Annotated in this window: 27 protein-coding genes and 1 pseudogene; 11 read left to right on the top strand and 17 right to left on the bottom strand. The window is 71.4% G+C overall.

The window, feature by feature from the left end:
- The 4 genes and pseudogenes from N2041_RS12850 to N2041_RS12835 all read left to right on the top strand — a co-directional run.
- A pseudogene (locus N2041_RS12850) lies at nt 1-75 on the top strand (elongation factor Tu); the annotation flags it as partial.
- Nucleotides 76-107: 32 nt separating this feature from the next.
- A complete protein-coding gene (gene rpmG, locus N2041_RS12845) occupies nt 108-275 on the top strand; it encodes a 50S ribosomal protein L33 (protein WP_297678977.1) in 168 nt (55 codons plus the stop codon).
- Nucleotides 276-280: 5 nt separating this feature from the next.
- Complete coding sequence (secE, locus tag N2041_RS12840) at nt 281-625, top strand: preprotein translocase subunit SecE (RefSeq protein ID WP_297678976.1); 345 nt, start codon at nt 281-283, stop codon at nt 623-625.
- 2 nt (nt 626-627) lie between these two features.
- A complete protein-coding gene (locus tag N2041_RS12835) occupies nt 628-1,371 on the top strand; it encodes a transcription termination/antitermination NusG family protein (protein ID WP_297678975.1) in 744 nt (247 codons plus the stop codon).
- Between the two features lie 124 nt (nt 1,372-1,495).
- Here N2041_RS12835 and N2041_RS12830 read toward each other — a convergent pair whose 3' ends face one another.
- The 3 genes from N2041_RS12830 to N2041_RS12820 all read right to left on the bottom strand — a co-directional run bounded on the left by N2041_RS12830 (nt 1,496) and on the right by N2041_RS12820 (nt 5,422).
- Nucleotides 1,496-2,536, bottom strand: coding sequence for an ABC transporter permease (locus N2041_RS12830; protein ID WP_297678974.1), 1,041 nt, complete (start codon nt 2,534-2,536; stop codon nt 1,496-1,498).
- Nucleotides 2,537-2,548: 12 nt separating this feature from the next.
- A complete protein-coding gene (locus tag N2041_RS12825; protein WP_297678973.1) occupies nt 2,549-3,520 on the bottom strand; it encodes an ABC transporter permease in 972 nt (323 codons plus the stop codon).
- Between the two features lie 87 nt (nt 3,521-3,607).
- Nucleotides 3,608-5,422 (bottom strand): ABC transporter substrate-binding protein, encoded by a 1,815-nt coding sequence (locus N2041_RS12820; protein ID WP_297678972.1) that lies wholly within the window; start codon nt 5,420-5,422, stop codon nt 3,608-3,610.
- Nucleotides 5,423-5,717: 295 nt separating this feature from the next.
- Between N2041_RS12820 and rplK the strand changes: the two genes are divergently transcribed.
- Nucleotides 5,718-6,143 (top strand): 50S ribosomal protein L11, encoded by a 426-nt coding sequence (gene rplK, locus N2041_RS12815; protein ID WP_158065955.1) that lies wholly within the window; start codon nt 5,718-5,720, stop codon nt 6,141-6,143.
- Entirely contained in the window at nt 6,143-6,856 is a 714-nt protein-coding gene (gene rplA, locus N2041_RS12810) for a 50S ribosomal protein L1 (RefSeq protein ID WP_270056051.1), read from the top strand. Before rplK ends, rplA begins: the two co-directional genes overlap by 1 nt.
- Nucleotides 6,857-6,940: 84 nt before the next feature.
- Here rplA and N2041_RS12805 read toward each other — a convergent pair whose 3' ends face one another.
- Nucleotides 6,941-7,294 carry a hypothetical protein gene (locus N2041_RS12805; protein WP_297678971.1) on the bottom strand — a complete coding sequence of 118 codons (354 nt, stop codon included), beginning with the start codon at nt 7,292-7,294 and terminating at the stop codon, nt 6,941-6,943.
- Between the two features lie 274 nt (nt 7,295-7,568).
- On the opposite strand from N2041_RS12805, the gene N2041_RS12800 reads away from it, so the two are divergent.
- Nucleotides 7,569-8,069: a universal stress protein gene (locus N2041_RS12800; RefSeq protein WP_297678970.1), complete on the top strand. Its 501-nt coding sequence runs from the start codon at nt 7,569-7,571 to the stop codon at nt 8,067-8,069.
- Nucleotides 8,070-8,079: 10 nt separating this feature from the next.
- On the opposite strand, the gene N2041_RS12795 is transcribed toward N2041_RS12800, so the two are convergent.
- From N2041_RS12795 to N2041_RS12750, 10 genes are read right to left on the bottom strand one after another with little or no spacing between them, the layout of a single operon-like run.
- Nucleotides 8,080-8,388, bottom strand: coding sequence for an AzlD domain-containing protein (locus N2041_RS12795; protein WP_297678969.1), 309 nt, complete (start codon nt 8,386-8,388; stop codon nt 8,080-8,082).
- On the bottom strand, nt 8,385-9,053 hold the full coding sequence (locus N2041_RS12790; RefSeq protein WP_297678968.1) for an AzlC family ABC transporter permease: 669 nt from the start codon (nt 9,051-9,053) through the stop codon (nt 8,385-8,387). Before N2041_RS12790 ends, N2041_RS12795 begins: the two co-directional genes overlap by 4 nt.
- A gap of 46 nt (nt 9,054-9,099) precedes the next feature.
- Complete coding sequence (locus tag N2041_RS12785) at nt 9,100-9,834, bottom strand: ABC transporter permease subunit (RefSeq protein ID WP_297678967.1); 735 nt, start codon at nt 9,832-9,834, stop codon at nt 9,100-9,102.
- On the bottom strand, nt 9,831-10,781 hold the full coding sequence (locus N2041_RS12780; protein WP_297678966.1) for an ABC transporter ATP-binding protein: 951 nt from the start codon (nt 10,779-10,781) through the stop codon (nt 9,831-9,833). The genes N2041_RS12785 and N2041_RS12780 overlap by 4 nt, the downstream gene beginning before the upstream one ends.
- A gap of 36 nt (nt 10,782-10,817) precedes the next feature.
- The gene (locus N2041_RS12775; RefSeq protein WP_297678965.1) at nt 10,818-11,594 is read right to left on the bottom strand and encodes an SDR family NAD(P)-dependent oxidoreductase; all 777 of its coding nucleotides are present in this window, start codon (nt 11,592-11,594) and stop codon (nt 10,818-10,820) included.
- Nucleotides 11,595-11,612: 18 nt separating this feature from the next.
- On the bottom strand, nt 11,613-13,070 hold the full coding sequence (locus N2041_RS12770; RefSeq protein WP_297678964.1) for an MFS transporter: 1,458 nt from the start codon (nt 13,068-13,070) through the stop codon (nt 11,613-11,615).
- A gap of 10 nt (nt 13,071-13,080) precedes the next feature.
- Nucleotides 13,081-13,755 (bottom strand): endonuclease III, encoded by a 675-nt coding sequence (nth, locus tag N2041_RS12765; RefSeq protein ID WP_297678963.1) that lies wholly within the window; start codon nt 13,753-13,755, stop codon nt 13,081-13,083.
- On the bottom strand, nt 13,755-14,921 hold the full coding sequence (locus N2041_RS12760; RefSeq protein ID WP_297678962.1) for a geranylgeranyl reductase family protein: 1,167 nt from the start codon (nt 14,919-14,921) through the stop codon (nt 13,755-13,757). Before N2041_RS12760 ends, nth begins: the two co-directional genes overlap by 1 nt.
- A gap of 45 nt (nt 14,922-14,966) precedes the next feature.
- Nucleotides 14,967-17,207, bottom strand: coding sequence for a hypothetical protein (locus N2041_RS12755; RefSeq protein WP_297678961.1), 2,241 nt, complete (start codon nt 17,205-17,207; stop codon nt 14,967-14,969).
- A 51-nt stretch (nt 17,208-17,258) separates the two neighbouring features.
- Complete coding sequence (locus N2041_RS12750) at nt 17,259-18,029, bottom strand: SDR family NAD(P)-dependent oxidoreductase (RefSeq protein ID WP_297678960.1); 771 nt, start codon at nt 18,027-18,029, stop codon at nt 17,259-17,261.
- Between the two features lie 88 nt (nt 18,030-18,117).
- On the opposite strand from N2041_RS12750, the gene N2041_RS12745 reads away from it, so the two are divergent.
- Entirely contained in the window at nt 18,118-18,735 is a 618-nt protein-coding gene (locus tag N2041_RS12745) for a ribonuclease H (RefSeq protein WP_297678959.1), read from the top strand.
- Between the two features lie 75 nt (nt 18,736-18,810).
- Complete coding sequence (locus N2041_RS12740) at nt 18,811-19,011, top strand: hypothetical protein (RefSeq protein WP_297678958.1); 201 nt, start codon at nt 18,811-18,813, stop codon at nt 19,009-19,011.
- Here N2041_RS12740 and recN read toward each other — a convergent pair.
- From recN to N2041_RS12725, 3 genes are read right to left on the bottom strand one after another with little or no spacing between them, the layout of a single operon-like run.
- Nucleotides 18,991-20,685: a DNA repair protein RecN gene (recN, locus tag N2041_RS12735; RefSeq protein ID WP_297678957.1), complete on the bottom strand. Its 1,695-nt coding sequence runs from the start codon at nt 20,683-20,685 to the stop codon at nt 18,991-18,993. The two genes, N2041_RS12740 and recN, sit on opposite strands and share 21 nt — an antisense overlap.
- On the bottom strand, nt 20,678-21,532 hold the full coding sequence (locus N2041_RS12730) for an NAD(+)/NADH kinase (protein WP_297678956.1): 855 nt from the start codon (nt 21,530-21,532) through the stop codon (nt 20,678-20,680). The genes recN and N2041_RS12730 overlap by 8 nt, the downstream gene beginning before the upstream one ends.
- Entirely contained in the window at nt 21,533-22,270 is a 738-nt protein-coding gene (locus N2041_RS12725; protein ID WP_297678955.1) for a TlyA family RNA methyltransferase, read from the bottom strand.
- 102 nt (nt 22,271-22,372) lie between these two features.
- On the opposite strand from N2041_RS12725, the gene oxc reads away from it, so the two are divergent.
- Nucleotides 22,373-24,028 (top strand): oxalyl-CoA decarboxylase, encoded by a 1,656-nt coding sequence (gene oxc, locus N2041_RS12720; protein WP_297678954.1) that lies wholly within the window; start codon nt 22,373-22,375, stop codon nt 24,026-24,028.
- A 10-nt stretch (nt 24,029-24,038) separates the two neighbouring features.
- The coding region (locus tag N2041_RS12715) for a M3 family metallopeptidase (protein WP_297678953.1) at nt 24,039-25,174 on the top strand (1,136 nt) is incomplete at its 3' end.

Raw genomic sequence — 25,174 nt, 5'->3', positions numbered from 1 at the left:
GACGGCCTCCGCTTCGCCATCCGCGAAGGCGGCCGCACCGTCGGCGCCGGCGTCGTCACCAAGATCCTCGCCTGAGGTTTGCCTGCCCGGGCAGGAGGGAGAGAGCCATGGCCAGCAAGAAGGGGGACCGGATCATCATCCACCTCCAGAGCACGGAGGGGCCGGTGTACCGGTACACCACCCAGAAGAACCGGCGGAACGATTCCAGCCGGCTCGAGCTGAAGAAGTATCACCCGGGGCTGCGGAAGCACGTCCTGTTCCGGGAGACGCGGTAACGCCGATGGCACGAACACAACGCCGGCGCGCGGCGACTGCTGCGCCGGAGGGTTCCCAGCCGGCCGACGGGGTTCGCGCGCCGCGGACGTCGCTGCCGCGGCCTTCGGCCCCGGCCGGGCCGATCGCCCGCCCGGAGGCCCCGAAGCGGAACCCGTTCGGGTTCCTGAAGCGGCTGCAGCCGCGGTTCGTGGGCGACGTCATCGCGGAGCTGCGGAAGGTGACGTGGCCCTCCTTCCAGGAGACGCGCTACCTCACCATCGTGGTCGCCATCGTGGCCGTGCTGATGGGGCTCTTCCTCGGCGCGGTCGACCTCGTCTTCGGCTGGACGATCGAGAGGCTGTTCTTCTAACGATGACTGACGAACCGAAGGCGATTACGGCGCTTTCCGATATCGGACCCGACCAGAAGCCGAAGCGCGCGCCGCGGCGGCGGAAGGACGAGGACGCGCTCGAACAGGAGCAGCTGACCGACGAGGAGATCAACGACCCGACGCGGCGCTGGTACTTCGTCCACACCTACAGCGGCCACGAGAACAAGGTCCGCAACGCGATCAAGGCGACCGTCGCCAAGGTCGACGCGAGCGACAAGATCTTCCACGTCATCGTCCCGACCGAGGACGAGATCGAAATCCGCGACGGCCAGCGCCGGACGGTGAAGCGGAAGCTCTACCCCGGCTACGTGCTCGTCCAGACCATCCCGCTCGACGCGATGAAGGACGCCGATACGAAGGCGAGCGCGCGGGAGGCGGGGGCGGACGAGAACGAGGCGAAGAAGCGTCAGGAGGCGCTCGCCGTCTGGCAGCTCATCCGCAACACCACGGGCGTGACGGGCTTCGTCAGCTCGGGCACGGCGCCGGTCCCGCTTTCGAAGGAGGAAGTGAACCACATCCTCCGTGCGATGCGGATGGAACAGCCGCGCGTCCGGGTGGCGTTCCAGCCGGGCCAGTCGGTGCGCATCGTGGATGGGCCGTTCGAGGACTTCGTCGGCACGGTGGACGAGATCAACACCGAAAAGGGCCGCGTGAAGGTCATCGTGAACATGTTCGGGCGCGAGACGCCCGTCGAGCTCGACTTCCTCCAGGTGGAGCGGGTCTAAGGGCGGTCCAGCCCGTCAGCGTCAACGCCGCGTTCGACATCGGCGCATGAACGAAGCGCCCCGGCCAGTTTGGCCGGGGCGCTTCGCGCTGCGTTCGGATTGCTTCGAGGGACGGCCTGTCCCGTCAGAAGCCGGCGCGACCGCCCCGGCCGCGGAGGCGCGGGTCGAGGACGTCGCGCAGGGCATCGCCGGCGAGGTTGAACCCGAGGACGACGAAGGTGAGCGCCATGCCGACGATGAAGGCCATCCACGGGTTCGAGGGGCCGTTACGGCGGCCTTCCTCGATCATCTTGCCCCAGGAGGGAACCGTCGGGTCGCCGAGGCCGAGGAAGGCGAGGGTCGCCTCGACGAGGATGTAGATGCCGATCGAGCTGGTGAAGGTGACGATGATCGGCGCGGTGATGTTGGGGAAGATGTGGCGCATCATGATGCGGAGGTCGCTGGCGCCGAGCGTGCGCGCGGCGAGGACGTAGACCTCCTCGCGGACGGCGAGCACGGCGCTGCGGACGACGCGCGACGAACTCGCCGTGCCTAAGATGCCGAGCGCGATGGTGTTCACCGTGAGGGTGGGGTTGGCGACGACCTGCCCGAACAGCAACAGCAGGACGAGCGGCGGGAACGCCTGGAGCGTATCGACGATGCGCTGGACGAAGAAGTCCACGAAGCCGCCGAAGTAGGCGCTCGCGAGGCCGACGATGACGCCGCTGATGGTGGCGATGAGGGCGGCGCCGAGGCCGACGTAGAGGGCGGTTCGGGAGCCGTGGATGATGCGGGAGTAGAGGTCGCGGCCGAGGCCGTCGGTGCCGAGCCAGTGAGCCGAGCTGGGCCCGCCGAAGCGGATCGGCAAGTCGTTCTTCTCCAGCTTTTCCGGCGGGTACTGGAGGCGGATGGTCGGGTCGGTGAGGGCCTTCTCCGCCAGTTCGGGGTCGTAGGCGGGGTTCGGCGCTTTGAAGATCTCTTCGGGGTCGTACCGGTCGATCACGTCGGCGAAGATGGCGGCGAAGACGCAGAGGGCGATGACGACGACGCCGAAGCCGCCGAGGGGCTTGTTTCGGAAGAAGCGGCCGGTATGGACCATCGCCCGGACGTAGACGGGGCGGTCGCTGAGGCTCCGCGGCACGCCGAAGGTGCCGGGCCGTTCCATCACTGCCTGTTCCTGAGCCATGGCAGCTTCCTCCTAGGAGTACCGAATGCGCGGATCGAGCACGCCGTAGAGCAGGTCGATCGCGAGGTTGACGAAGACGACGAAGGTGGCGATGACGAGAACGAACGCCTGCACCACCGGGACATCGCGGGCGACGATGGCGGCGAGGATGCGCCGGCCGACACCCGGGATGGCGAAGATGTTTTCGAAGACGACGTTGCCGGAGAGGAGGCCGGCGAACGTGAGGCCGAGGACGGTCACGACCGGCACCAGGGCGTTCTTGAGCGCGTGGCGGATGATGATGACGCGCTCACGCATGCCCTTCGCCCAGGCAGTCCGGATGTAGTCCTGCCGGAGCACCTCGAGCATCTGGGAGCGGAGGAGCCGCATCACGCCCGCGCCGGAGGCGAGGCCGCCGACGACGGCCGGGATGATGAAGAGGCGGATGCTGGCGCCCGGGTCCTCCCAGAGGAGTGGGGCGCTGGAGATGGGCACCTCCCAGAGGCCCCAGCGGACGACGTAGAGCACCGCCATGGTCGCCAGCCAGAAGTTCGGCATGGCGAGGACGAGGATGGCGAAGACGCGGAGGACGTAGTCGATGAGGCTGTCCTGCCGGATGGCGGAGATGATGCCGATCGGCACGGAGGTGACGATGCCGATGACGAGGGACATGAGCGCGAGCTGGATGGAGTAGGGGAGGCCTTCCTTCATCCCTTCGAGGGCCGACTCCCGCGTCTGGTAGGAGATGCCGAAATCGCCGCGGAGGAGGTTCCCGAGGTAGATGAAGTAGCGCTGGACGACCGGCTTATCGAGGCCGAGATCCTTGCGGACGGCATCGATCTGCGCCTGGCGGGCGGCCGGGTCGCCGGATGTCGGGTCCTGGGCGGCGATGCGCTGGGCGACGAAGTCGCCCGGCAGGACGCTGGTCGCGAAGAAGACGAGTGTCGCGACCAGCCAGATGACCGGGATGTTCACGATCACCCGGCGCAGGATGTAGGTCCTCACGGTTGCTGTCCCCCTTGTCCCTTTGAACGTGCACTGCGGGCCGAGGGCGCATTCTAGCGCCTCTCGGCCCGCAGTGGAGAAGCGACGTCAGGCCGGCCGGCCCTGCCAGGTCGGGTCGTTCTGGTCGAACCAGAACTGGGTGCCGTACTGGTGCATCTGGACGAAGGCGACGGCCTCCGGGTACTTGAGGTAGTTCCAGCGGAGGGAGGAGTTGACGGCGACCATGTTGTAGGGGACGCCGGCGCCGTAGTTCTTCACCAGCTCGCGCATGACTTCCTTGGCGATCTCCTGCCGCTTGGCGATGTCGAACTCGGTGACGGCCTGCGCGGTGAGCTGGTCGACCTTATCGATCTTGACGCCGAACTGCTGGAACTGCGGCTGGGTCGAGTTGTACTGGAGGTAGTTGAGGAGCGTGGGCTCGGGGTCGGAGACCTCCGTGATCCAGCCGTACCAGATGTTGTTCTTCCCGTTGCCGTACTCCTGCTTGACGATCTTGTTGGTGATCGTGGCGTACGGCTCGATCTTGGCGACGAAGTTGTTGCCGAGGACGCGCTTGAGGTTGTTGGTGATCAGGGCGGCGCCGCCGGAGTAGAGGCCCTCCCAGATGTCCGGGATGTCGACGATGATGTCGCCGAGCGCCGGGCCGCCGCCGGCTTCCCACATCTTCTTCGCCTCGGCTTCATCCTTCGCGCGGTCTTCGAGGTAACCGGGGAAGGTGATGAGCTCCTTCTCGGTGATGGCGAAGGCGGCCTGCGTGGGCGGCACGTTGCCGGAGAGGACGCCCTTGCCCTGGAGGAGCGACTGGATGAGGGCGCGGCGGTCGAGCGCGCGGAAGATGGCGCCGATGAGGTTCGGGTTATTCCACGGAGCCGCGCCGCCGTAGTAGGTGCCGGCCTGCGGGTTGCCGCCGAAGATCTTCACCTCGTGGATCTTGCCTTCGTACCGCTTCAGCAGGTCCTGGATGACCTGGTTCTGGGTCGGCGTGAAGGCGTCGAGCTGCTTCTGCTCGAACGCGGCCTGCTGGGCCGTCTGGTCGGTGAAGAGCGGGAGCCATTTGACGCCGTCCCAGTTGACCTGGGTGTAGAACTTCTCGTTGCGGACCCATTCGGAATCGCCGTCAGCGCTCCACTTCTGGAGGACGAAGGCGCCGGTCCCGATGACGAGGTCGGCCTTCATGTTGGCGTAGTCCTTTTCGAAGGCGCGGACGGCCTCGGGGGCCTGGACCTTCGAGTAGGAGCCGGCGAGGGTGGTGAGGAAGAAGGGGTCCGGCTTGGTGAAGGTGACGCGGACGGTGCGGTTGTCGACGACTTCGACCTTGTCGACGTTCTGGTAGGCCGACTTGCGGTAGAAGTTCGGGTCGACGGTGCCGTCGAGGAGCTTGCCATTCTTGTTGCGCTCGATGAAGAAGGCGATGTCCTCGGCGGTCGCCTGGCGGCCGTTGACGGGCGGCTTATCGTGCCAGAAGAGGTTCTGGCGGACGGTGAAGACGATGGTGTTGGGGTCGGGCTGCTCCCACTTCTCGGCGAAGGCGCCTTCGATTTCGGCCCTGGTGAAGCTCTTCCACTGGGTGACGCCGAGGTTCGTCATGCCCATGAGCCACGCGACCGGGGAGAAGCGGGAGCGGTCGACGTCGAAGGTGTCCCAGGTGTTGTTGGCGGAGACGAAGCGGGCGCGGCCGCCTTTCTGCGGAGTTTGGGCCGCGCCGGTCGGGCTGGCGGCGGGCGTGCCGGAGCCGGACGGGGCCGTGGAGCCGCCGCTCGGGCCGGAATCGTCGTCGTCGTCGCCGCATCCGACGAGGCCGAGGGCTGCCGCGCCGATGCCAGCGGTTGCGGCGCCGCCGAGGATACGGCGCCGGCTGATGCCCTGCCGGGCGAGCTTTCGCGTCCAGTAGTTTTCGGACATAGGTCGTTGAGGTCCCCCCATGCTGTGTTCGCCCTCACGTCGATGGGAGCCATAGAACGCGAGGGCGATTCGGGGAGTATACGCACGAGGGCGGTTCGGGGAAGTCATCTTTCCGGTAAATCGCCTTTTACCCGGGGCGAAAGGTTCGCCCGGCGCGAGGGAAGCGCGGCCGCGCCGGGCGGGACGGGTTTGTTCGAGAGCGGCGGACCGGCGATACTTGATAGTTGGCTCGCCGGATTCGGCGGGACTCGTGGAGGCGCGGGACACCGCGCCGCTTGGACACAAGGAGACGACATTGGCGAAGAAAGTGAGGGCAGTGCTCACGCTGCAGCTGCCCGCCGGGAAAGCGAACCCGGCACCGCCGGTTGGCCCCGCGCTCGGCCAGCACGGCGTGAACATCATGGAGTTCTGCAAGGAGTACAACGCCCGCACGCAGGACAAGATCGGGCTGATCATCCCGGCCCAGCTGACGGTCTACGAGGACCGGTCGTTCACGTTCGTCCTGAAGACGCCGCCGGCGGCGGACCTGCTCCGGCGGGCGGCGGGCATCGAAAAGGGGAGCGGGAACCCGCGCCTCAACAAGGTCGGCCGGGTGACCGTCGAGGACATCCGGAAGATCGCGGAGACGAAGCTGCCGGACCTGAACGCGAACACGGTCGAGGAAGCGATGCGGATCATCGAAGGGACGGCCCGCAGCATGGGCATCGAGGTGGTGGACTGATGCCGAAGCACGGGAAGCGCTACCGGGAAGCCGCCGCGAAGGTCGACAAGTCGCGGCTCTACGGGGTGGACGAAGCGATCGCACTGGCGAAGGAGATCCACCCGGCGAAGTTCGATGAGACGGTCGAGCTGCACATCAAGACGGGGCTCGACCCGCGGCATGCGGAACAGCAGATCCGCGGTTCGACGGTGCTGCCGCACGGCCTCGGCAAGGTGATGCGCGTGCTGGTGTTCGCCGAGGGCGATGCGGCGGCGGCCGCCCGCGAGGCCGGCGCCGATTTCGTCGGCAGCGATGACCTGATCAAGCAGATCGAGGGCGGGTTCCTCGATTTCGACGTGGCGATCGCGACGCGCGAAATGATGGGCAAGGTCGGCCGGCTCGGCCGCATCCTCGGCCCGCGCGGCCTGATGCCGAACCCCCGCTCGGGGACGGTCGTCGGCGCGGAGGACATCGCGAAGTCGGTCCAGGAGGCGAAGCAGGGCCGCGTCGAGTTCCGGCTCGACCGCCTCGCGAACATCCACGTGCCGCTCGGCAAGGTCAGCTTCGAGGACCGGAAGCTGAAGGAGAACATGGCGGCGCTCATCGAGGCGGTGAACGCGGCGAAGCCGAAGGAGGCGAAGGGCCAGTACATCCGCAGCGCGACGCTGACGACGACGATGGGGCCCGGCATCCACCTCGACCTTGCGCAGACGCTGTCGCTCAAGCTGACGTAGCGCGGACGCACCAGCGAGAAGCAGCGAGCCCGGCTCTCAGGAGCCGGGCTCGTTCGTTTCCGATGAACGCCGAGGAGCGCGCCGTCAGTGGGCGGGAGCGTGGGCGTCGTGGCCGTGGCTGTCGCCGTGGCCGTGGGCGTCGCCATCGTCCGCCGGGAGGTCGCGCGAGCGCATGATGGAGATCGGCGCGACCCAGTCCGGGTTCTCGGGGAAGCCGCCGACCTGCCGCTTGAGGAGGTAGAGGACGCCGAGGCCGACGGCGAAGATGGCGACGCCGGCAAGCGACCAGAGCACGGGCTCGAGCACGCCGCTCCCGCCGCCGCCGGACTGGACCATCGGGTCCGGCGCGCCGTGGCCGTCATCGGCGAGGACGGGCGCGGCCAGCGCGAGGGCGAACAGGGAGGCGGCGATCGTGGCGGAGATGAGGCGCGTCTTCATCGGGCTCGAGTGTACCAGCAGGCGGCGGGAAGGGCACCGCCGAGTGGCAACAAAATAGGGCCGGTGGATGTGTGGAGCGGACACGACATCCAGCGCGACCCACGCAATTTTTAGCACCTGCTCAGCAGGGAGCGCAAGAGGGCGGGAGCGGAATTTTTCGAAGATAACGTTTTGTTGACGTTCGGGCCGGCCGGACGGCGCGGGGTGGACCGAATGGCCGGTGGCGCGATGAGCGTGGCCGGGCAGGATGCGGGAAACGGCTGGAGGTTCGGCGATGCGCGCACTGGTTCCGCTGGATGGGAGCGCGACGGCGCTGGCGATCATGCCGGCGGTGCGCCGGCTCGTGGAGATGGCGCCCGGGATCGAGGTGCACCTGGCGACGGTGCTCGACCCCGGCGCGGTCCGCGGCAGGTCGGAACATCCGGTCCGCGAGCCGCTCGGGGCGGCGTTCGGCACCGCGGCGATCCGCATCCCTGCGCCGCGGCTGATCGAGAGCCACGGCGAGGCGATCGCCCGGAAATCGACCGAGTGGCGGGAGAAGCTGGAGGACATCGCGAAGGCGGAGCTGCCGGGCGCCGCGGTCACGGTCCACGTGGAGTGGGCGGACCAGGCGGCGAAGGCGATCATCGAGCTGGCGAACGAGCTGGATGCCGACGTCATCGCGATGGCCACGCACGGCCGCTCGGGGCTCTCACACCTGCTCGCAGGGAGCGTCGCGGAGGAGGTCATCCGGGCGAGCGGTCGGCCCGTGCTCGTGGTGCGGGCGCCGGCGTAGGCGCGTCCGTTCACGCGGCCGCGCGGACGAGGGCGGCGACGGCCGCGGCGGCGGCGATGGCGGCGATGGCCGGCGCCCGGAACGCGAGCAGCAGCGCGGCGGCGGCGACGCCGGCTGAGCGCGCATCGAGCGCGAGGCGGCCGCCGTCGGCGGCGGTGGAGGTCGCGACGAGCGCGGCGAGCAGCGCCGGCGCGAGCGCTTCGAGGAGGCGGTTGAGCCGCTCGCCCGGGGTGCGGCCGCCGAAGAAGAGCGGGCCAGCCCCTTTCAAGGCAGCGGTGCCGAGGCCGACGAGGACGACGGCCGCCCAGGCGGCGCTCACGAGCGCGCAGCCCCGGCGAACGCGCCCAGCGCGGCGGCGATGATGGGCACACCGGGCGGCGCGACCGGCGTGAGCGCGAGGCCGATGACGGCGCCGGCGGCGGCCGCGCGGCGGCCGGCGGGGCTGCGCAGGAGCGGCGCGAGCAGCCCGAGGAAGAGCGCGGGGAAGGCGGCATCGAGGCCGAGCGCCGCCGGCGAGGCGACGGCGGTCCCCGCCGCGAGGCCCGCGGCCGTCCCGGCGACCCACCCGAGGTAGAGGGCTCCGCCGGCCCCGAGCAGCCGCCGGGGGGCGATGCGGCCCGACGGCCCGGCAGCGATCGCCCACGATTCGTCGACGAGGAGCTGTGCGGCGAAGAAGCGGCGCGCCGGCCCGCCCCTCAGCGCAGGCGCCGCCGAGAGCCCGATCGGGCCGTAGCGGGCGTTGAGCAGGAGCGCCGCAGCGACGGCGGCGGCGAGGCTCCCGCCCTCGGCGAGGACCGAGACGGCAGCGAATTGAGCGGAACCTGCGAACGTGGTCGCCGACATGACGAGCGCGGCAGCGGGGCTGAAGCCGGCGGCCGGCGCGAGCACGCCGAAGGAGGCCCCGAACACGGCGACGACGAGGGCGATGGGGGCAGCCGCACGGGCGCCGGCGAGGACCGCATCGGACGGGTCGGCGTCGCTCACGGGGCAAGGCTACGGCGGGGACAGCGCGAAGGCGAGCGGCCGCAACTCAGACGGTGCTGATCGCGCGCTCGCGGTCGAAGGCGCGGACGGCAGTCTTCCAGAGCGCCGCATCGACGAGGGCGAGCACCGCGGCGAAGCCGAGCCAGGTGAGGAGCGACGGCTCGATGGTCCGCGTGACGATGAGCAGGACGGGCAGCATGGAGGGCAGCAGGACGAGGCCGCTCAGGTGCTCGGCGACGCGCACATCTTTCGAGCGGGCGGAGAAGACGAGGCCGGTGAGCGTCGAGAAGAGCGCAAGGAGCGGACCCGTCAGCAGCAGGCCGAACGGCCACGTCCAGTCCAGCGCCGGCGACCGGACGGGTTCGCTGACGACGGCGGCGACGGCCGCCATGTAGACGGCGTAGATGGCGAACGACGCCGTGAGCGTCGGGAGGAGGATTGCGGCGACCTTGCCGGCGAGCAGCTCGCGGTCGCTCAGCGGGAGGGTGAGGAGCGGTTCGAGCGTGCCCTGGTCGCGTTCGCCGATGATGCCGTAGGCCGCCATCGTGGCCGGCATGATGACCGGGGTGAGGAAAAAGCAGAACATCGCCTGCCCGACGGCGAAGTCCGGCCCGCCGATGGCGCGGGCGGGGTCGTAGAAGAGGAGGTTCGCGACCGGGAGGACGAGGAACGCAACCGGGAGGATGGCGGCGGTGGCGACGATCATCCGGTGGCGGCGGAGTTCGCGGAGCTCCTTGCGCGCGAGGGCGCGGACCGGCGGCCGGGCTATGATGGCGTTCATGCGGCGAGGCTCCCGGGGAGGGGCTGGCTCATCAGTTCGAGGTAGGCGCGCTCGAGGTCGCCGGCAGGGCGCACCGCGATGATGCGCGCCCCGGCGCTGACCAGCCGGGCGACGAGTTCGGGGGTGTCGCGCTCGGCATCGGCGAGGCGGACGCGGATGGCGGACGGCGCCCACCACGTCTCGCGGACCGCGGGGAACGACTCGACGGCCCGCTGCGCAGGGGCATCGACGATGCCCGCGAGTTCGACTTCGACGATGTGCCCGAGGAGCGCGGCGCGGACCTGCCGGGGCGTGCCGATGCGCAGGAGGCGGCCTTCGCGGAGGATGGCGACGCGGTCGCAGAGGCGTTCGGCCTCGGCGAGGCGGTGGGTGTTGAGGAGCACGGTCGCGCCGTCGCGCGCGAGGTCGCGGATGAGGCCTTCCATCGCCGCCGCTGCCGAGGGGTCGAGGCCGGAGGACGGCTCATCGAGCAGGAGCACGGGCGGGCGGTGGACGATGGCGCGGGCAAGGGCGACGCGCTGCTTGAGGCCTTTCGAGAGGCTGCCGACCGGGTCGCGCCGGCGGTCTTCGAGCCCGACGAACCGGAGGGCGTCGCGCACCGCCCCGGCGGGGTCGGCGAGGCCGTGGGCTTCGGCCCAGAAGCTGACGTTCGCCTCGACCGTCTGCCGCTCGTAGAGGCTCGGGCGTTCGGGCATGACGCCGATGCGGCGGCGGACTTCCATCGCGTCGCGGGCGACGTCGAACGAGAGGACGCGGGCGGCGCCTTCGTGGGGCTGGAGCAGGGTGGCGAGGATGCGGAGCGTGGTCGTCTTGCCGGAGCCGTTCGGGCCGAGGAGGCCGAGGATTTCGCCGCGCTCGACGGCGAGGGTGAGGCCGCTGAGCGCCAGCCGCTCACCGAAGCGGCGGGAGACGGCTTCGCAGACGATCGCCGGCTCCGCACCTTTCACATTCGGAAAATCGGCCGGGGGCGCCGGTTTCTCCAGTCAGCGGGCCATCCGGCCGCCGTCGATCGGGATGATGGTGCCGGTGAGGTAGCTCGCATCGGGGCTGCAGAGGTAGGCGACGAGGGCCGCGACTTCGGCGGGCTCGCCGTAGCGGCCGAGGGGGTTCGTCGCCGCGAACTGCTGGTGGACGGCCTCGGGCTCGTCCGGGTTGATGCCGCGTTCGAGGGCGCGCATCATCCGCGTCTCGATCGGCGAGGGGCAGACGGCGCAGACGCGGATGCGCATCGGAGCGAGTTCGAGCGCGGCCGTCTTCGTCATGCCGACGACGGCGTGCTTGCTGGCGCCGTAGGCGATGATGCCGGGGGTGCCGCTCAGGCCGGCGACGGAGGCGGTGTTGACGATGCAGCCGCCGCCGTTGGCCGCCATGACGGGCGCGACGTATTTCATGCCGAGCCACACGCCTTTGACGTTGACGGCGAGGACGCGGTCGAACTGCTCCTCCGGGTAGGCGAGCATGGGACCGATCCAGCCTTCGATGCCGGCGTTGTTGAAAAAGGCGTCGATGCGGCCGAAGCGGTCGCGCGCGGCGGCGGCGTACCGTTCGACGTCGGCCGCGCGGGTGACGTCGGCGGGGACGGCAACGGCCCGGGCCCCAGCAGCCTCAGCGGCGGCGACGGCCTCATCCAGCGCGGTGCCGGGGAGGTCGACGGCGACGATGCTCGCGCCTTCCTGCGCGAAGCGTTCGACGGCGGCGCGGCCGATGCCGCCCGCAGCCCCGGTGATGACGGCGACCTTGCCTTCGAAACGGCGTTCCATGACGTTCTCCTTCAGCGGTCAGTGTGCGGGGGTGTTCCCGCCGCCCGGGACGGGCGCCTGCTCGGCGGCGATGACGGTGACGCGGCGCTGGCCGCGGAACAGGGACGCAACGACGGCGAACGATGAGGCGACACCGGCCGCCGCGAACGCGGCGCGGACGCCGTCGACGATGGCGGCATCCGGGAGGTCGGCGACACGGGAGGCGGCGAAGCCGGCGGAAGCCGTGGCGACGGCGACCAGCACCGCGCTGGCGAGCGCGAGCCCGACGGCGTTGCCGATGTTCCGGGCGGTCGCGACGCTCGCGGAGGCGGTGCCGAGGCGGTCGGGCGGCACGCTGTTCATGATGGTCGCGCTGTTAGGCGACATGAACATCGACGTGCCGATGCCGACGACGGCCAGCCGGGCGATGATGGCGGGGAGCGGCGTGTCCGCGGTGATGGTCGCGAGGGAGAGCAGGCCGATCGCGACGAGCGCGATGCCGACGGTGGCCTGGTGGGCGAAGCCGTAGCGGTCGCTCGCGCGGCCGCTCAGCGGCGAAAGGAGCAGCATCATCAGCGGCACGGTGGCGACGACGAGCCCGACCTGTCCCGTGGAGTAGCCCTTCACCTCCTGCAGGTAGAAGGGGAGGAGGAAGGTGACGGCCGACTGGCCGGCGAAGTTCAGCGCGAGGCTGCTGACGCCGACGGAGTAGGCGCGCTCGCGGAAGAGGCCGAGGGCGACGACCGGGCTGGGCGAGCGGGATTCGATGCGGATGAAGGCGGCGAGCGACGCCGCCGCCAGGGCGAAGAGGGCGAGGATGGCGGGGGATGTCCAGCCCCAGGCCTGGCCCCGGTTGACCGCGAGGAGCGCGGCGGAGAGCGTGGCGAAGAGGGCGAACGCGCCGGGCACGTCCATCCGGCGGCTGCCGGGGCCGCCGGCCGGCTGCGACGGGCGGATGACGGCCCAGGCGAGCAGCAACGCGGCGAGCCCGATCGGCACCCGGAGCAGGAAGATGGCGTGCCACGAGAAGAACTGCAGGATGAGGCCGCCGAGGATCGGGCCCGACATCAGGCCCGCGCCGACGACGGCGCCGGTGGTGCCGAGCGCCTGGCCGCGCTGCGCCGGCGGGAAGGCTTCGGTGACGATGGCGTTGCCGTTGGCGATGGCGAGCGCGACGCCGACCGACTGGAGGAGGCGCATCGCGACGAGCTGTTCGAGGGTGGCGGCGAAGCTGGCGAGGAGCATGCCGGCCGTGAAGATGGCCCAGCCGGCGAGGTAGACCCGCTTCCGGCCGTAGAGGTCGCCGGCGCGGCCGGCGGTGAGCGTGAGGCCGGTGACGGCGAGGCTGGAGATGAGCGTCGCCCAGACGACTGCGTCCGGGGAGCGGTCGAATTCGCGGGCCAGCGTCGGGAGCGCGACGTTGACGATGGAGAAATCCATCGTGGCCATGTAGGTGCCGAAGGCCACGGCGGCAAGAGCGCGCCAGCGGTACTCCACGGCGGGAACTCTACGCGGGGGCCGCGGGGGCCTCAACGGGCGGTTCGAGCCGGGAGGGGCATGCGAGCAGCGGGCAGCGGTCGCAGGCCGGCTTGCGCGCGCTGCAGGTGCGCCGGCCGTGCTTGATGAGGAGCATGTGGAACGGGTAGTAGTCGGCCGGGTCGACGAGCGCTTCGAGCAGGTCGTGGGCGCGGTCGGCGGGGGTCCGCTCCGGGACGAGGCCGAGGCGCTTGGCGACCCGCTCGACGTGCGTATCGACGGGGAGGGCCGGGAGACCGAGCGAAAAGAGCAGCACGCAGGCGGCCGTTTTCGGGCCGACGCCGGGGAGGGAGCGGAGCCACGCCCGCGCCTCCTCGAGCGGCAGGCCGCGGAGGAAGGCCAGGTCGAGGTCGGGGGAGCGGGCCTCGACGGCGCGGAGGACGGCCTGGATGCGGGGGGCCTTCTGGCGGGCGAGGCCGCCGGGCTGGATGGCCGCCTCGATCTCGCCCAGCGGGGCATCGGCCATGGCACGCCACGACGGGAAGCGGCGCATGAGCGAGATGAACGCGCGGCCGCTGTTGGTATCGGAGGTGTTCTGGCTGAGGATGGTGAGGATGAGTTCGGCGAGCGGGTCGCCGCTCGGCTGGAGCACGGGCATGCCGTAGACGGGCGCGAGGAGCTCGATGATCCGCTTCGGGTCGCGCATCAGGCGTCGGCGCGGGCGAGCCGGCGGGCGGCGATGGCGGGGAGGATGGGAACGCGGGAGGCTTCGCGCGCGTACGTCGATTCGCCCCGCTGGACCGCGAAAAACGCGTCCCAGAGGTAGGGGACGGCGCGGGTGGCGCGCATCCACGGGCCGGGGAAGCGGCCGAGCATGCCATAGAACATGTAGGCGATGAGGCGGGCGGCGCGCAGCTCCGGCATCACCTCGCGGTCGATGTCGCGCTGGTAGGCGGTGAGCGGCCCGGCGCCGGCGAGCGCGCGGAGGGCCGCGCGGGCGGCGATGCGGCCGGACTCGATGGCGTAGTAGATGCCTTCCTGGGTGAACTCGTCGGCGAGACCAGCCGCGTCGCCCGCGAGCAGTACGCGGTCGGAGGCGATGGCCTCCCCGCCGCGACGGAACCGGATCTTATGTCCTTTGGCGATATCGGCCGGCGCCGATTCGAGCCCCAGCCGGCGCAAGTAGGCGCCGACCTGCTGCTTCATCGTCCCGGCCTGCCCGGGCGGGAGCACGATGCCGATGGAGAGGACCTCCGCCTTGGGGAAGAGCCAGGCGTAGCCCCACGGCCGGTAGCCGAGTTCGATGAAGGCGGTGCCGCGGGCGGCGCGGAGCTGCGGACCGGGGGCCCGGACCTCGACTTCGTAGGCAGCGCACTCGGCGAGGTCGCCGCCCAGGCCGGCCATGCGGCCGACGGGCGAGTGGGCGCCGTCCGCGGCCACGAGGAAGGAGGCGGACGCCGCGAAGCCGTCGTCGGTGCGGACGAGCACGCCCTGCGGCCCGGTTTCGAGGGCGCGGACGGCGCTACCGGGCCGGAATTCCGCGCCGGCGCGGCGGGCGTGCTCGAGCAGCAGCGCATCGAAGCGCGCGCGCATGACCATGGCGGCGAAGGGTTCGCCGGAGTCGCGCACGAAGCGGTAGCGGCCGCGCCATGCGATATCGAGCAGGCTGACGTCGTCCTCGACGACCGGCTCGATGGGAAACGGGAGGAGGCGCGCGGTGCGCCGGGGGATGCCGCCGCCGCAGGCTTTGTAGCGCGGGAATCCGGCACGGTCGAGCAGGAGCACGCGCGCGCCGGCCGCGGCGAGTTCGCGCGCGGCCGAGCTGCCCGCGGGGCCGGCGCCGACGACGATGACGTCGAACTCAGGGCTCACGCTCCTGACTGTAGCGGGGCGGGGGCGCGGGATGAAGGCGGGGGCTTACTCGGGCGTGTTCTCCCAGTCTTTCCAGGAGCCGGCGCGGGCGCCGGTCTCGATGTAGTGGCCCTGGCCGAGTTTCTTCGCGGCCGGCGGCTGTTCGAGCCGCTTCAGCACGAGCCAGGTCGCGAAGCTGAGCGCGCCCATGACGGCCGCGAGGACAGCGAGACGCTGGAGACCGCGTGAGGAGGCGCCGTCCCAGGTCTCGTAGGCCTGGCGGGCGAGGTCGAGGGCGCGCGTGCCGTCCCCAGCGGCGAGCGCCGCTTCCGCCTCGGCGAGCTTCGCGTCGGGGTCTTCGAAGAGCATGCCGATGCGGCCGAAGAAGCCGGGGCTGAAGCTGTCGCGCTTCTCCTTCGCGAGGTCGATGAGCTTCTCGGCGGCGGCGGCGTTGACGCGGCCGGTGACGCCGGAGGCCGCGGCCGTCCGCGCGCCGGCGAAGTCGCCCTGCTCGAAGCGGGAGCGGGCTTCGCGGACGCCTTCGCGGAACCGCGAGCCTTCGGGCTCGCCGGCGAGCTCGGCCTCGGCGGCCTGGATGGCGACGACGGCCTGCCGCATGTCTTCGATGAGGCGGGCGGTCTCGGAGAGGCGCGCTTTGCCCCAGGACACCGCGACGGCATCCGGCACGCGGAGGCCCGCGCCGGCGGCGAGCGAGGCGGCCGAGCGGTTGGCCGCGATGATGCGGTCGCCCTCGGCGACCTGCCCGGCGACGGGCTCGAAGACCCACGCGATGAGGTTGTTGTAGATGTCGGAGGGGATGCCGGAGCCGAGGCCGGCCTCGGCGGCGCGGTTCCGCAGGCCGCGGACGAGGTCGTGGGCGGCGCGGCGCTGTTCGAGCAGCGTCTTCGCGGTTTCGGGCACGAAGACCCATTCGAGGAAGAGCGCATCGAGGTTGCGGTCGGAGAGGAACTCGCCCTGGTCCATGAACCAGCCTTCTTTGAGCGGCCAGAGGGCGGGCTCGTCGTCGACGCGGGAGAGGACGGTCGTCATGTTCTGGCGGCCGCCGATGGCGGCTTCGTAGGCGAACCAGAAATCGCCCGAGCGCCCGTACCAGTAGGCGGGCGAGCCGCCCGCGACGGAGCCCCACGAGGCGAGCGGGGCGGAGAAGCCGGCAGACTTCCAGTCGAGCGGCCGGACGGCGACGCCGAGCTGCGGCGCGACGACGCGGGTCGCCCACTCGGCGAGGCCCTCCCAGAGGAAGGGGCGGGCGAACTGCGTGGTGCCGGCCCACTGGTGGGCGAGCTCGTGGATGGTCACTTCCTCGTCGATGCCGCCGGTTTCGTGCGAGAGGAGCACCTGCCCGAGCCCGGAGAAGGCGACGCCAGCGATGCCGTAGTTCGCGATGTGGTAGGACTGGCGCATCGTCACGTCGGTGTAGGGGTACGTGAAGCCGAAGAGGCTCTCGAGGAGGGGGAACGCCTGCCTGGCGATGGCGAACTGCCGCGCGGCCCAGTCGGCGTCGCGGCGGAAGAACTTCAGCGTCATCGCGACCTGCCGGCCGTCCGGCATCGTGACGGATTCGGTGAGGACGCCGCGGCGGGATTCGTCGGTGACGGAGAGGGCGAAGGCGGAGAAGACACCGGGGTCGAAGCGCTGGCGGCAGCGCTCGTCGAGTGCGGCGCAGCGGTCGAGGACGGACGGGTCATCGGCCGAGAGCGCGATGAGGAAGACGTTGCCGCAGACCCAGCGCTGGAGGCCAGCGCTCTTCACCTCCGAAGGCTGGTCTTTGCCGACGAGGCAGCCGGGGTCGAGGACGTTGTCGCCGCTCTTCGGGACATCGACGAAGACCCACGAGCCGGGGCCCTGCCCGATGAAGGGGACTTCGATGAGGCCGGGCTCGAGCGTCATGAGCGGGCCGGCCGAGGGTTCGAGACGGTAGGAGGCTTCGAGGGTGACGCGGCGGTTCGGCTTCAGCGGCTCGGCGAGCGCGACGGTTGCGACGGCGGTGCGCCGGGCCGCTTCGTCGCCGGGCTGGAGGGTGAACTGGAGGGGCTTGCCGCCGCTCGCGACGGCGAGGTCGAGCGCATGGGGGAGGACGTAGAGCGGCAGCTCGCGGAGCTCCTGCTGGGACTGGTTGAGGAACTCGGCGCGGATGGTCACCGCGACCTTCCCGGCGGGCGTATCGAGCCGGTACGCGGTTTCGGATGCCGAGACGAAGGCCGGGGCCTGCTGCGCGCGGGACGGCGCAGCGCCGCCGAGCGCGGCGACGGCGAGCAGCGCGAACGCGAGGACGGCGCGGGCCTTCACATCTGAAGGTTCGGCCGCCGGGCAGAGCCGGCGCAGGGGAGGGACGGCGGGTCAGTTCACGAGCACGCCGCCATCGACCGGGAGGACGACGCCGGTGACCCAGCGGGCTTCATCGGAGCAGAGGTAGACGGCGGCGGCGGCGATGTCCCACGCGGTGCCTTCGAGGCCGAGGGCAGTCGACTTCCGGCGGGCTTCGCGGACGGCTTCGGGCATGCCGCGCGCGGCGACCATCGGGGTGTAGGCCGGCCCGGGAGCGATGGCGTTGACGCGGATGCCCTCGCGGCCGTGGTCGGCGGCCATGGCGCGGGTGAGCGCTTCGACCGCGCCTTTCGAGGCAGCGTAGGGCGCGAGGCCGCGGCCCTTCTGCGAGGCGATGGAGGAGACGTTGAGGACCGCGCCGCCGCCGGCGGAGGCGAGCATGGCGGGGATGGCGTGCTTGCTGGCGAGGACCATGCTCGTCACGTTGACGCGCATCTGGAGCTCCCACTCCTCGAGCGTGACCGCCGTGACGCGCTTCGCGATGCCGATGCCGACGTTGTTCACGAGGATGTCGAGGCGGCCCCAGCGGCCGAGCGCCCGTTCGACCATGGCGCGGCAGGCGGCCTCGGAGGTAACGTCGGCTTCGAACGGTTCGGCCGCGCCGCCCTCGGCGGCGATGAGGCGGGCGGTGTGCTCGGCAGCGGGCAGGCGGCGGTCGACGAGGAGGACGCGGGCGCCTTCGCGGGCGAAGAGGACGGAGATGGCTCGGCCGTTGCCGATGCCGTCGTCCTGCGAGCCGGCGCCAGTGACGATCGCCACCTTGCCCGCGAGCCTGTCCGCCATGCGCCATCTCCGTTGAATGAGATGCCGGATTGTAGCGCGGCGGGCCGGGCGCGTGGCCGGGAAGGGGCGGAGCCGGTAGGGTTTGGGCGTGCCGGAGTTCACCTGCGAGCGCTGCGGGAGCACGTTTTCGATCGCGCCGGGGACGCTGGCGAAATACCCGGGCTGGCGGCCGCGCCGCTGCATGCGCTGCCGGGATGCCGGGCGGAGCACAGGCGGCGCGGGCACGGCCGCTGCGGCGCCCGGCGGCGCGAACGGGGACGACGACCCGCAGACGGGCATCTTCACCGACGGCTCGTGCCAGGGGAACCCGGGGCCGGGCGGCTGGGGCGCGGTCTTCGTCCGCGACGGGACCGTGGTCGAGGAGCGGAACGGCTTCGAGCCCTCGACGACGAACAACCGGATGGAGTGGACGGCGATGATCGCCGGCCTCGAAATGGCGCCGCCCGGCGAGCCGATCACGGTCTATTCCGACAGCCAGCTGGTGGTGCGGACATTGAACGAATGGGCGAAGGGGTGGGAAGCGCGCGGCTGGAAGCGGAAGGACGGGCCGGTGATGAACCTCGACCTGGTGCAGCGGGCGTGGGAACTGAAGCAGCAGCGGCCGCTGGCGAAGGTTGCGTGGGTGCGGGGGCACGCCGCCTCGCGGTGGAACGCGTACGCGGACCGCCTGGCGACGGCCCACCTGCGGGCCGATGAACGGAGCTGAGCGGCCCCGCTTCTTCACGCGGCCGTCACGCTCCCGGCCCTGTGCCGTCCGGCGCCCGCGCCGCAGACTGGCTTCGTGACGAGCGACTGGCTGACGGATTCACCTGAGGGGCGGCAGGTGCTCCTTGATGTGGTCGCGGCGCTGGAAGCGGTCGTCGTGGCGCTGCAGGTAGCGCGGGCGGGTTCGGACCCGGGCTACGCGCTGGGCGAGGCGGTGCGGCGGGTCGTCGCGGTCCGGCGGCAGGTGGAGGGCGCCTCAGGCAGGCGCGGCGGCTGAGGCGAGCAGATCATCTGCGGCGGCCAGGTTGGCGGGCGTCACGCCGCCGAGCATCGAGGCGAGCTCCGCGCGGCGGGCGTCGCCGGCGACTTCGCATACATCGGACCAGGTGCGGCGGCCGTCGGTGCGCTTCTCGACGACGCAGTGGGCATCGGCGAAGGCGGCGACCTGGGGCAGGTGGGTGATGCAGAGCACCTGGTGGCGGCGGGCCAGCCGCCGGAGCGCCCGGCCGACCACGGCGCCGGTCCGGCCGCCGACGCCCTCATCGACTTCGTCGAGGACTTCGAGGCGGCCTTCGCTCGCCTGGCCGAGCGCGACGGTGAGCGCGAGGAGGAAGCGGGAGGTTTCGCCGCCGCTGGCGACGGCGGAGAGCGGCCGCGGCGGCTCGCCGGGGTTGAACGAGGCGAGGAACTCGACGCGGTCCACGCCGGTTTCGGTGAATGCCCGGGGCACGGGCTCGAGCGCGCCGGCGGGTTCGGCGGCCTGCTCGCTCGCGATGACCTCGTAGTCGGGGAGAGCGACGGCGGGCCCGGCCGGGTCGTCCTCGCAGGTGAAGGCCACGGCGAGGCGGGCTCCGCCCATCGCCAGCTCATCGAGTTCGGCGGCGATGGCGGCGGCGAGGCGGCCGGCGGCGGCGCGCCGCGCGCGGGAGAGCGCGCCGGCCCGTTCAGCGAGTTCGGCGAGGAGGCGGGCGTCCGCAGCTTCGAGTTCGCCGGCCGAGGCTTCGGCGCCGGAGAGATCGGCGAGCCGCGCGGCGGCCTCATCGCGGTAGGCGAGGACGGCCTCGATGGTGTCGCCGTACTTGCGGAGGAGGCGGGCGATGCGGTCGAGCCGCTCGGTGACGAAGGCGAGGCGCTCGGGGTCTTCGTCGAGCGCGTCGCGGTAGGCGCGGAGGGCGCGGCGGAGGTCGGCGGCGGCGGTTTCGTAGATGCCGGCGGCATCCGCGAGGTCGGCGGCGGAGGGGTCGCGGGCGGTGATGGCGCGGACGGCCGCAAGGGCCTCGCCGGCCGCCGGGTCGTCGAGGGCGGCGAGGGCGCGCTCGGCTTCTTCGCGCAGGCGGGCGGCGTTGCCGAGCCGCGCCTGCTCGGCCCGGAGGGCCTCGTCTTCGCCGGGGGCAAGGGCCGCTTCGTCGATCTCGGCGACTTCGTAGCCGAGGCGCTCGACGAGCCGCTCGCGCTCGCGGGCGTCGGTGCGGAGCGCGTGGAGGCGGCGGCGGACGTCGCGCAGCTCGCGGACGAGGGCGGCGACGGCGGCGCGCTTGTCCTGCAGGCCGGCGAACTCATCGAGCGCGGCGAGCTGGACGGCAGGCCGGAGGATGGCGAGCTGCTCGGACTGGCCGTGGATGTCGAGGAAGCCCTCGGCGAGGGCGCGGACGTCTTCGAGGCGGGCGGGCTCGCCGTCGATGCGGTAGGAGGAGCGGCCGGCGATGGTCAGCGTGCGCTCGACGGTCACGGTGCGGCCGCCCCGGGCGAGGCGGGCGCGGACGGTGGCGCGTTCGGCGCCGGCGGCGACGACGTCGCGGCCCATGCGGGCGCCGAAGACGAAGGCGATGGCGTCGACGATGAGCGATTTCCCGGCGCCGGTCTCGCCGGTGAAGACGGTGAGGCCGGGGCGGAGGTCGAGGGCGACATCCCGGGCGACGGCGAAGGAGGTGATGTCGAGCCGTTCAAGCACTGGGGTTCATGGTGCTGGAGAGCTGCATTTCGAGCTTCTCGGCGAGCTCGGCGTAGAAGCTCGACGGTTCGCGGAAGCGGACGAAGCGGGTGATGTGGTCGCTCTGGCGGACGACGATGCGGACGCCGGCGGCGACGGGGTCATCGACCTGCCCGTCGATGCTGACGATCGCGCCCTGCTCGCTGGTGACGGCCATCTCGATGACGGATTCGGGCTGCAGGACGAGCGAGCGGCCGAGCGCGAGGTGGGCGGAGACCGGCGTGAGGACGAGGTGGTGCTCGGTGGGGGCGAGGATCGGGCCGCCCGCGCTGAGGGAGTAGCCGGTGCTGCCGGTGGGCGTGGCGACGATGATGCCGTCGCAGCGGAAGATGGCGAGGCGCGCGCCGTCGATGTGGACGTCGACGTAGACGGGCCGGCCGGGGGATTTGCGCGAGACGACGATGTCGTTGAGGCCGTCGAAGGCGTGGATGGGCGCGCCGTCGGCCATGACTTCGCCGTGGACCATGATGCGCTCTTCGATGCGCCAGTCGGCGGCGACGATGCGCTCGATGCAGGTGAAGAAGTCGCGCGGGCTCATATCGGTGAGGAAGCCGAGACGGCCCATGTTGACGCCGAGGATGGGCGTGCCGTGGGGGATGGTGATGCGCGCGGTGCGGAGGACGGTGCCGTCGCCGCCGACGCAAACGATGAGGTCGGCCGCGGCGAGGTCGGCAGCGGGCGGTTCGCCCCATGCGTCGTGGACGGCGGCGGCGATGCCGCGCCGGCCGAACTCCTGCGCGACCTGCCGGCCGAAGGCGAGGGCGCCTTCGCTCCGGGGGGCATGGAAGATGACGGCGCGGCGCAGCATTCAGGCGTCTCCGGCGGGCGGGGTGCGCAGGCAGACGAGGTACTCGGTGTTGCCGTCGCCCCCGCGGATGGGCGAGGGAATGATGCCACAGGTTTCCCAGCCGTGAGCAGCGGCCCACGCGAGAAAGCGGGCGCGGACCCGTTCGAGGACGGCCGGGTCGCGGATGACGCCGCCCGCCGGCACCTCGGCCGGACCGGCTTCGAACTGCGGCTTCAGCAGGGCGATGACGGGGGTGCGCGGCGGGACGCGGGCGGCAGCGGCGGGAAGCACCTTCTCGAGCGAGATGAAAGAGAGGTCGGCGACGACGAGATCGACGGGCGGCAGCGGCGGCAGGCTGCGGGCGTTGACGCCTTCGAGGAGTTCGACGCGGGGGTCGCCGCGGAGGCGATGGTGGAGCTGGCCGCGGCCGACATCGACGGCGATGACGCGGGCCGCGCCGTGCTGGAGGAGGCAATCCGTGAAACCGCCGGTCGAAGCGCCGAGGTCGAGGCAGACGAGCCCGGCAGGGTCGATGCCGAAGTCGCGGAGGGCGGCTTCGAGCTTGAGGCCGCCGCGGCTGACGTAGCGGAGGGGTTCGAGGACTTCGAGCGGCGCGGCCGGGTCCAGCGGCTCGGCGGGCTTGACGAGGGTCCGCGTGCCGGAGCGAACCTGCCCGGCCATGATGAGCTGGCGGGCCTGCTCGCGGGATTCAGCGAGGCCCCGCTGGACGAGGAGGAGGTCGGCGCGGACGCGGGCCATGGAACGAGGCTACACCGGGGGCGGCGCCGGCGTGTACGGTGGGAGCGGCTTCCCGTAGAGTTGCCGGCACAACGGAGTTTCGAGGATTGGGGAGGAGTTCCCGTGGCAGAGTTGACCGGTGCGCAGATCGTCGCGAAGGCCCTGAAGCAGCAGGGCGTGGAGTACATGTTCGGGGTGGTCGGCATCCCGGTGGTGCCGATCGCCGTCCACGCCCAGCGGGAGGGCATCAAGTTCTTCGGCTTCCGGAACGAGCAGGCGGCGAGCTACGCGGCGGCGGCGATCGGCTATCTGACCGGCCGGCCGGGCGTCTGTCTCGCCGTCTCGGGGCCGGGGATGGTGCACGGCATCGCCGGGATGGCGAACGCGTGGGCGAACTGCTGGCCGATGATCCTGATCGGCGGCGCGAACGATTCGTACCAGAACGGGCAGGGCGCCTTCCAGGAGGCGCCGCAGATCGAGACGGCGCGGCCGTACGCGAAGTATGCCGCCCGGCCTGACAGCACGAAGCGGATCCCCTTCTTCGTCGAGCAGGCGGTGCGGGCGACCATCTCCGGCCGGCCGGGGGCGGCGTACCTCGACCTGCCGGGCGACATCATCACCGGGACGGTGGACGAAAGCGAGGTGCACTTTCCGCCGCGCTGCCCCGAGCCGCCGCGGTCGCTGGCGCCGTGGGAGAACATCGAACGCGCGCTGGAGGCGCTGAAGTCGGCGGAGCGGCCGCTCGTCATCGTCGGGAAGGGCGCGGCGTACGCCCGCGCTGAGGACGAGGTGCGGAAATTCATCGACGCGACGCAGCTGCCGTTCCTGCCGACGCCGATGGGGAAGGGCGTCGTGCCGGACGACCACCCGCTGGCGATTTCGCCGGCGCGGTCGTACGCGCTGCAGAATGCGGACCTCGTCCTGCTGCTGGGGGCGCGGCTGAACTGGATCCTGCACTTCGGGCAGCCGCCGCGGTTCGACCCGAACGTGCGCGTCATCCAGGTCGACATCGCGCCGGAAGAGATCGGGAACAACGTGCCGACGGAGGTGGCGCTCGTCGGCGATGCGAAGGCGATTACGGCGCAGCTGAACGAGGCGCTGGCGAAGGCGCCGTGGCAGTACCCGGCGGAGACGACGTGGTGGACCGGGCTGCGGAAGAAGATCGAAGAGAACGCGGCGACCGTGGCGGAGATGATGGCCGATGAATCGGTGCCGATGAGCTACTACCGGGTTTACCGCGACGTGCGGGAGTACATCCCGCGGGACGCCATCATCGTGAACGAAGGCGCGAGCACGATGGACATCGGCCGGACGCTGATGCCGAACTTCTTCGCGCGGCACCGGCTGGACGCGGGGTCGTTCGGCACGATGGGCGTCGGCGTGGGGCAGGCGATCGCGGCCGCGGCCGTGCACCCGGACAAGCGGGTGTTCTGCATCGAGGGGGATTCGGCCTTCGGCTTCAGCGGGATGGAGGTGGAGACGGCGGCGCGCTACGGCCTGAACAACATCGTCTTCATCATCATCAACAACAACGGCATCGGCGGCGGGCCGGACGAACTGGACCCGACGCGGGTGCCGCCGAGCGCCTACACCCCGAACGCGCGCTACGAGAAGATGGCCGAGATGTACGGCGGGAAGGGCTTCTTCGTGACGGAGCCGGCGGAGCTGCGGCCGGCGCTGGAAGCCGCCCTCGCCTGCGACAAGCCGGCGATCGTCAACATCATGATCAGCGCGCGGAGCCAGCGGAAGCCGCAGCAGTTCGCGTGGCTGACGCGGTAGGGAGGCCCGGATGGGGAGCGACCTCGACCTCGTGCCGTGGGAGACGCTGACGCCGGGCGAGCTGGGCGACGCCTGCCAGCGCGCCATCGATGCCTGCGAGGCCGGCGTCGCGGAAATCGTCTCGCTCGCGCCGGGCGTCCGGACGTACGCGAACACGATGCTGGCGCTGGAGGAGGCGCTCGAGCCGGTGGCCATCGCCTCCGGGGCGTACGCCTTCCTCGCCTACGTCTCGGCCGATGACGGGCTCCGGACGGCGGCGCGGGAGTGGGACGAGCGGCTCGACAAGTACCTCGTGGAACTGTCGTTCCGGGAGGACCTGTACGAGGCGGTGCGGCAGTTCGCAGCGAGCGACGAGGCGAAGGGGCTGACGGGCGAGGACGCGCGCTACCTCGCGTTCGAACTGCGGGACTACCGGCGGAACGGCTTCGAGCTGCCGAAGGAGCAGCGGGACCGGCTGCGGGCGCTGATGGACGAGCTGGTCGCCATCGGCATCCAGTTCCGGAACAACATCGACGACTACGACGACGGCATCGAGGTGACGCGGGAGCAGCTGGCCGGGATGCCGGAGGGGTGGGTCGAGCGGCTGCGCACCGTGGAGCGGGACGGGGTGACGTATTACCGGGTCTCGCTCGACTACCCGGAGATCCAGCCGTTCATGGCGAACTGCCCGGACGGCGAGCTGCGGCGGCAGCTGTTCGAAAAGGACCAGCGGAAGGGCGGCCGTCAGAACGTGGAGCTGCTGGAGCGCGCGCTGCGGCTGCGGCAGGAGGCGGCGGAGCTGCTGGGGTACGCCTCGTGGGCCGACTACCGGACCGAGACGCGGATGGCCGGGACGCGGCAGGCGGTGGAGGAGTTCCTCGCCGACCTGCGGGCGAAGGTGGCGGTGAAAGCGGAGCGCGACTTCGCGGCGATGCGGGCGTTCGCGCAGGCGCGGACGGGCTCGGACCGGGTCGACATCTGGGACTGGCGCTACTGGCACAACGAACAGCTGAAAGCGGAGTACGCGGTCGATGAGTTCGAAGTGGCCCAGTACTTCCCGCTCGACGCGGTCATCGAAGGGCTGTTCAGCGTCTACCAGCAGGTGCTGGGCGTACGGTTCACGGAGAGCGCCGAGGCGCCGCGGTGGCACCCGGAGGTGCGGGCGTT

It is taken from the genome of Tepidiforma sp., from assembly GCF_026419595.1.
Lineage (GTDB): Bacteria > Chloroflexota > Dehalococcoidia > Tepidiformales > Tepidiformaceae > Tepidiforma.
This window is presented reverse-complemented; position numbering and strand designations above follow the sequence as displayed.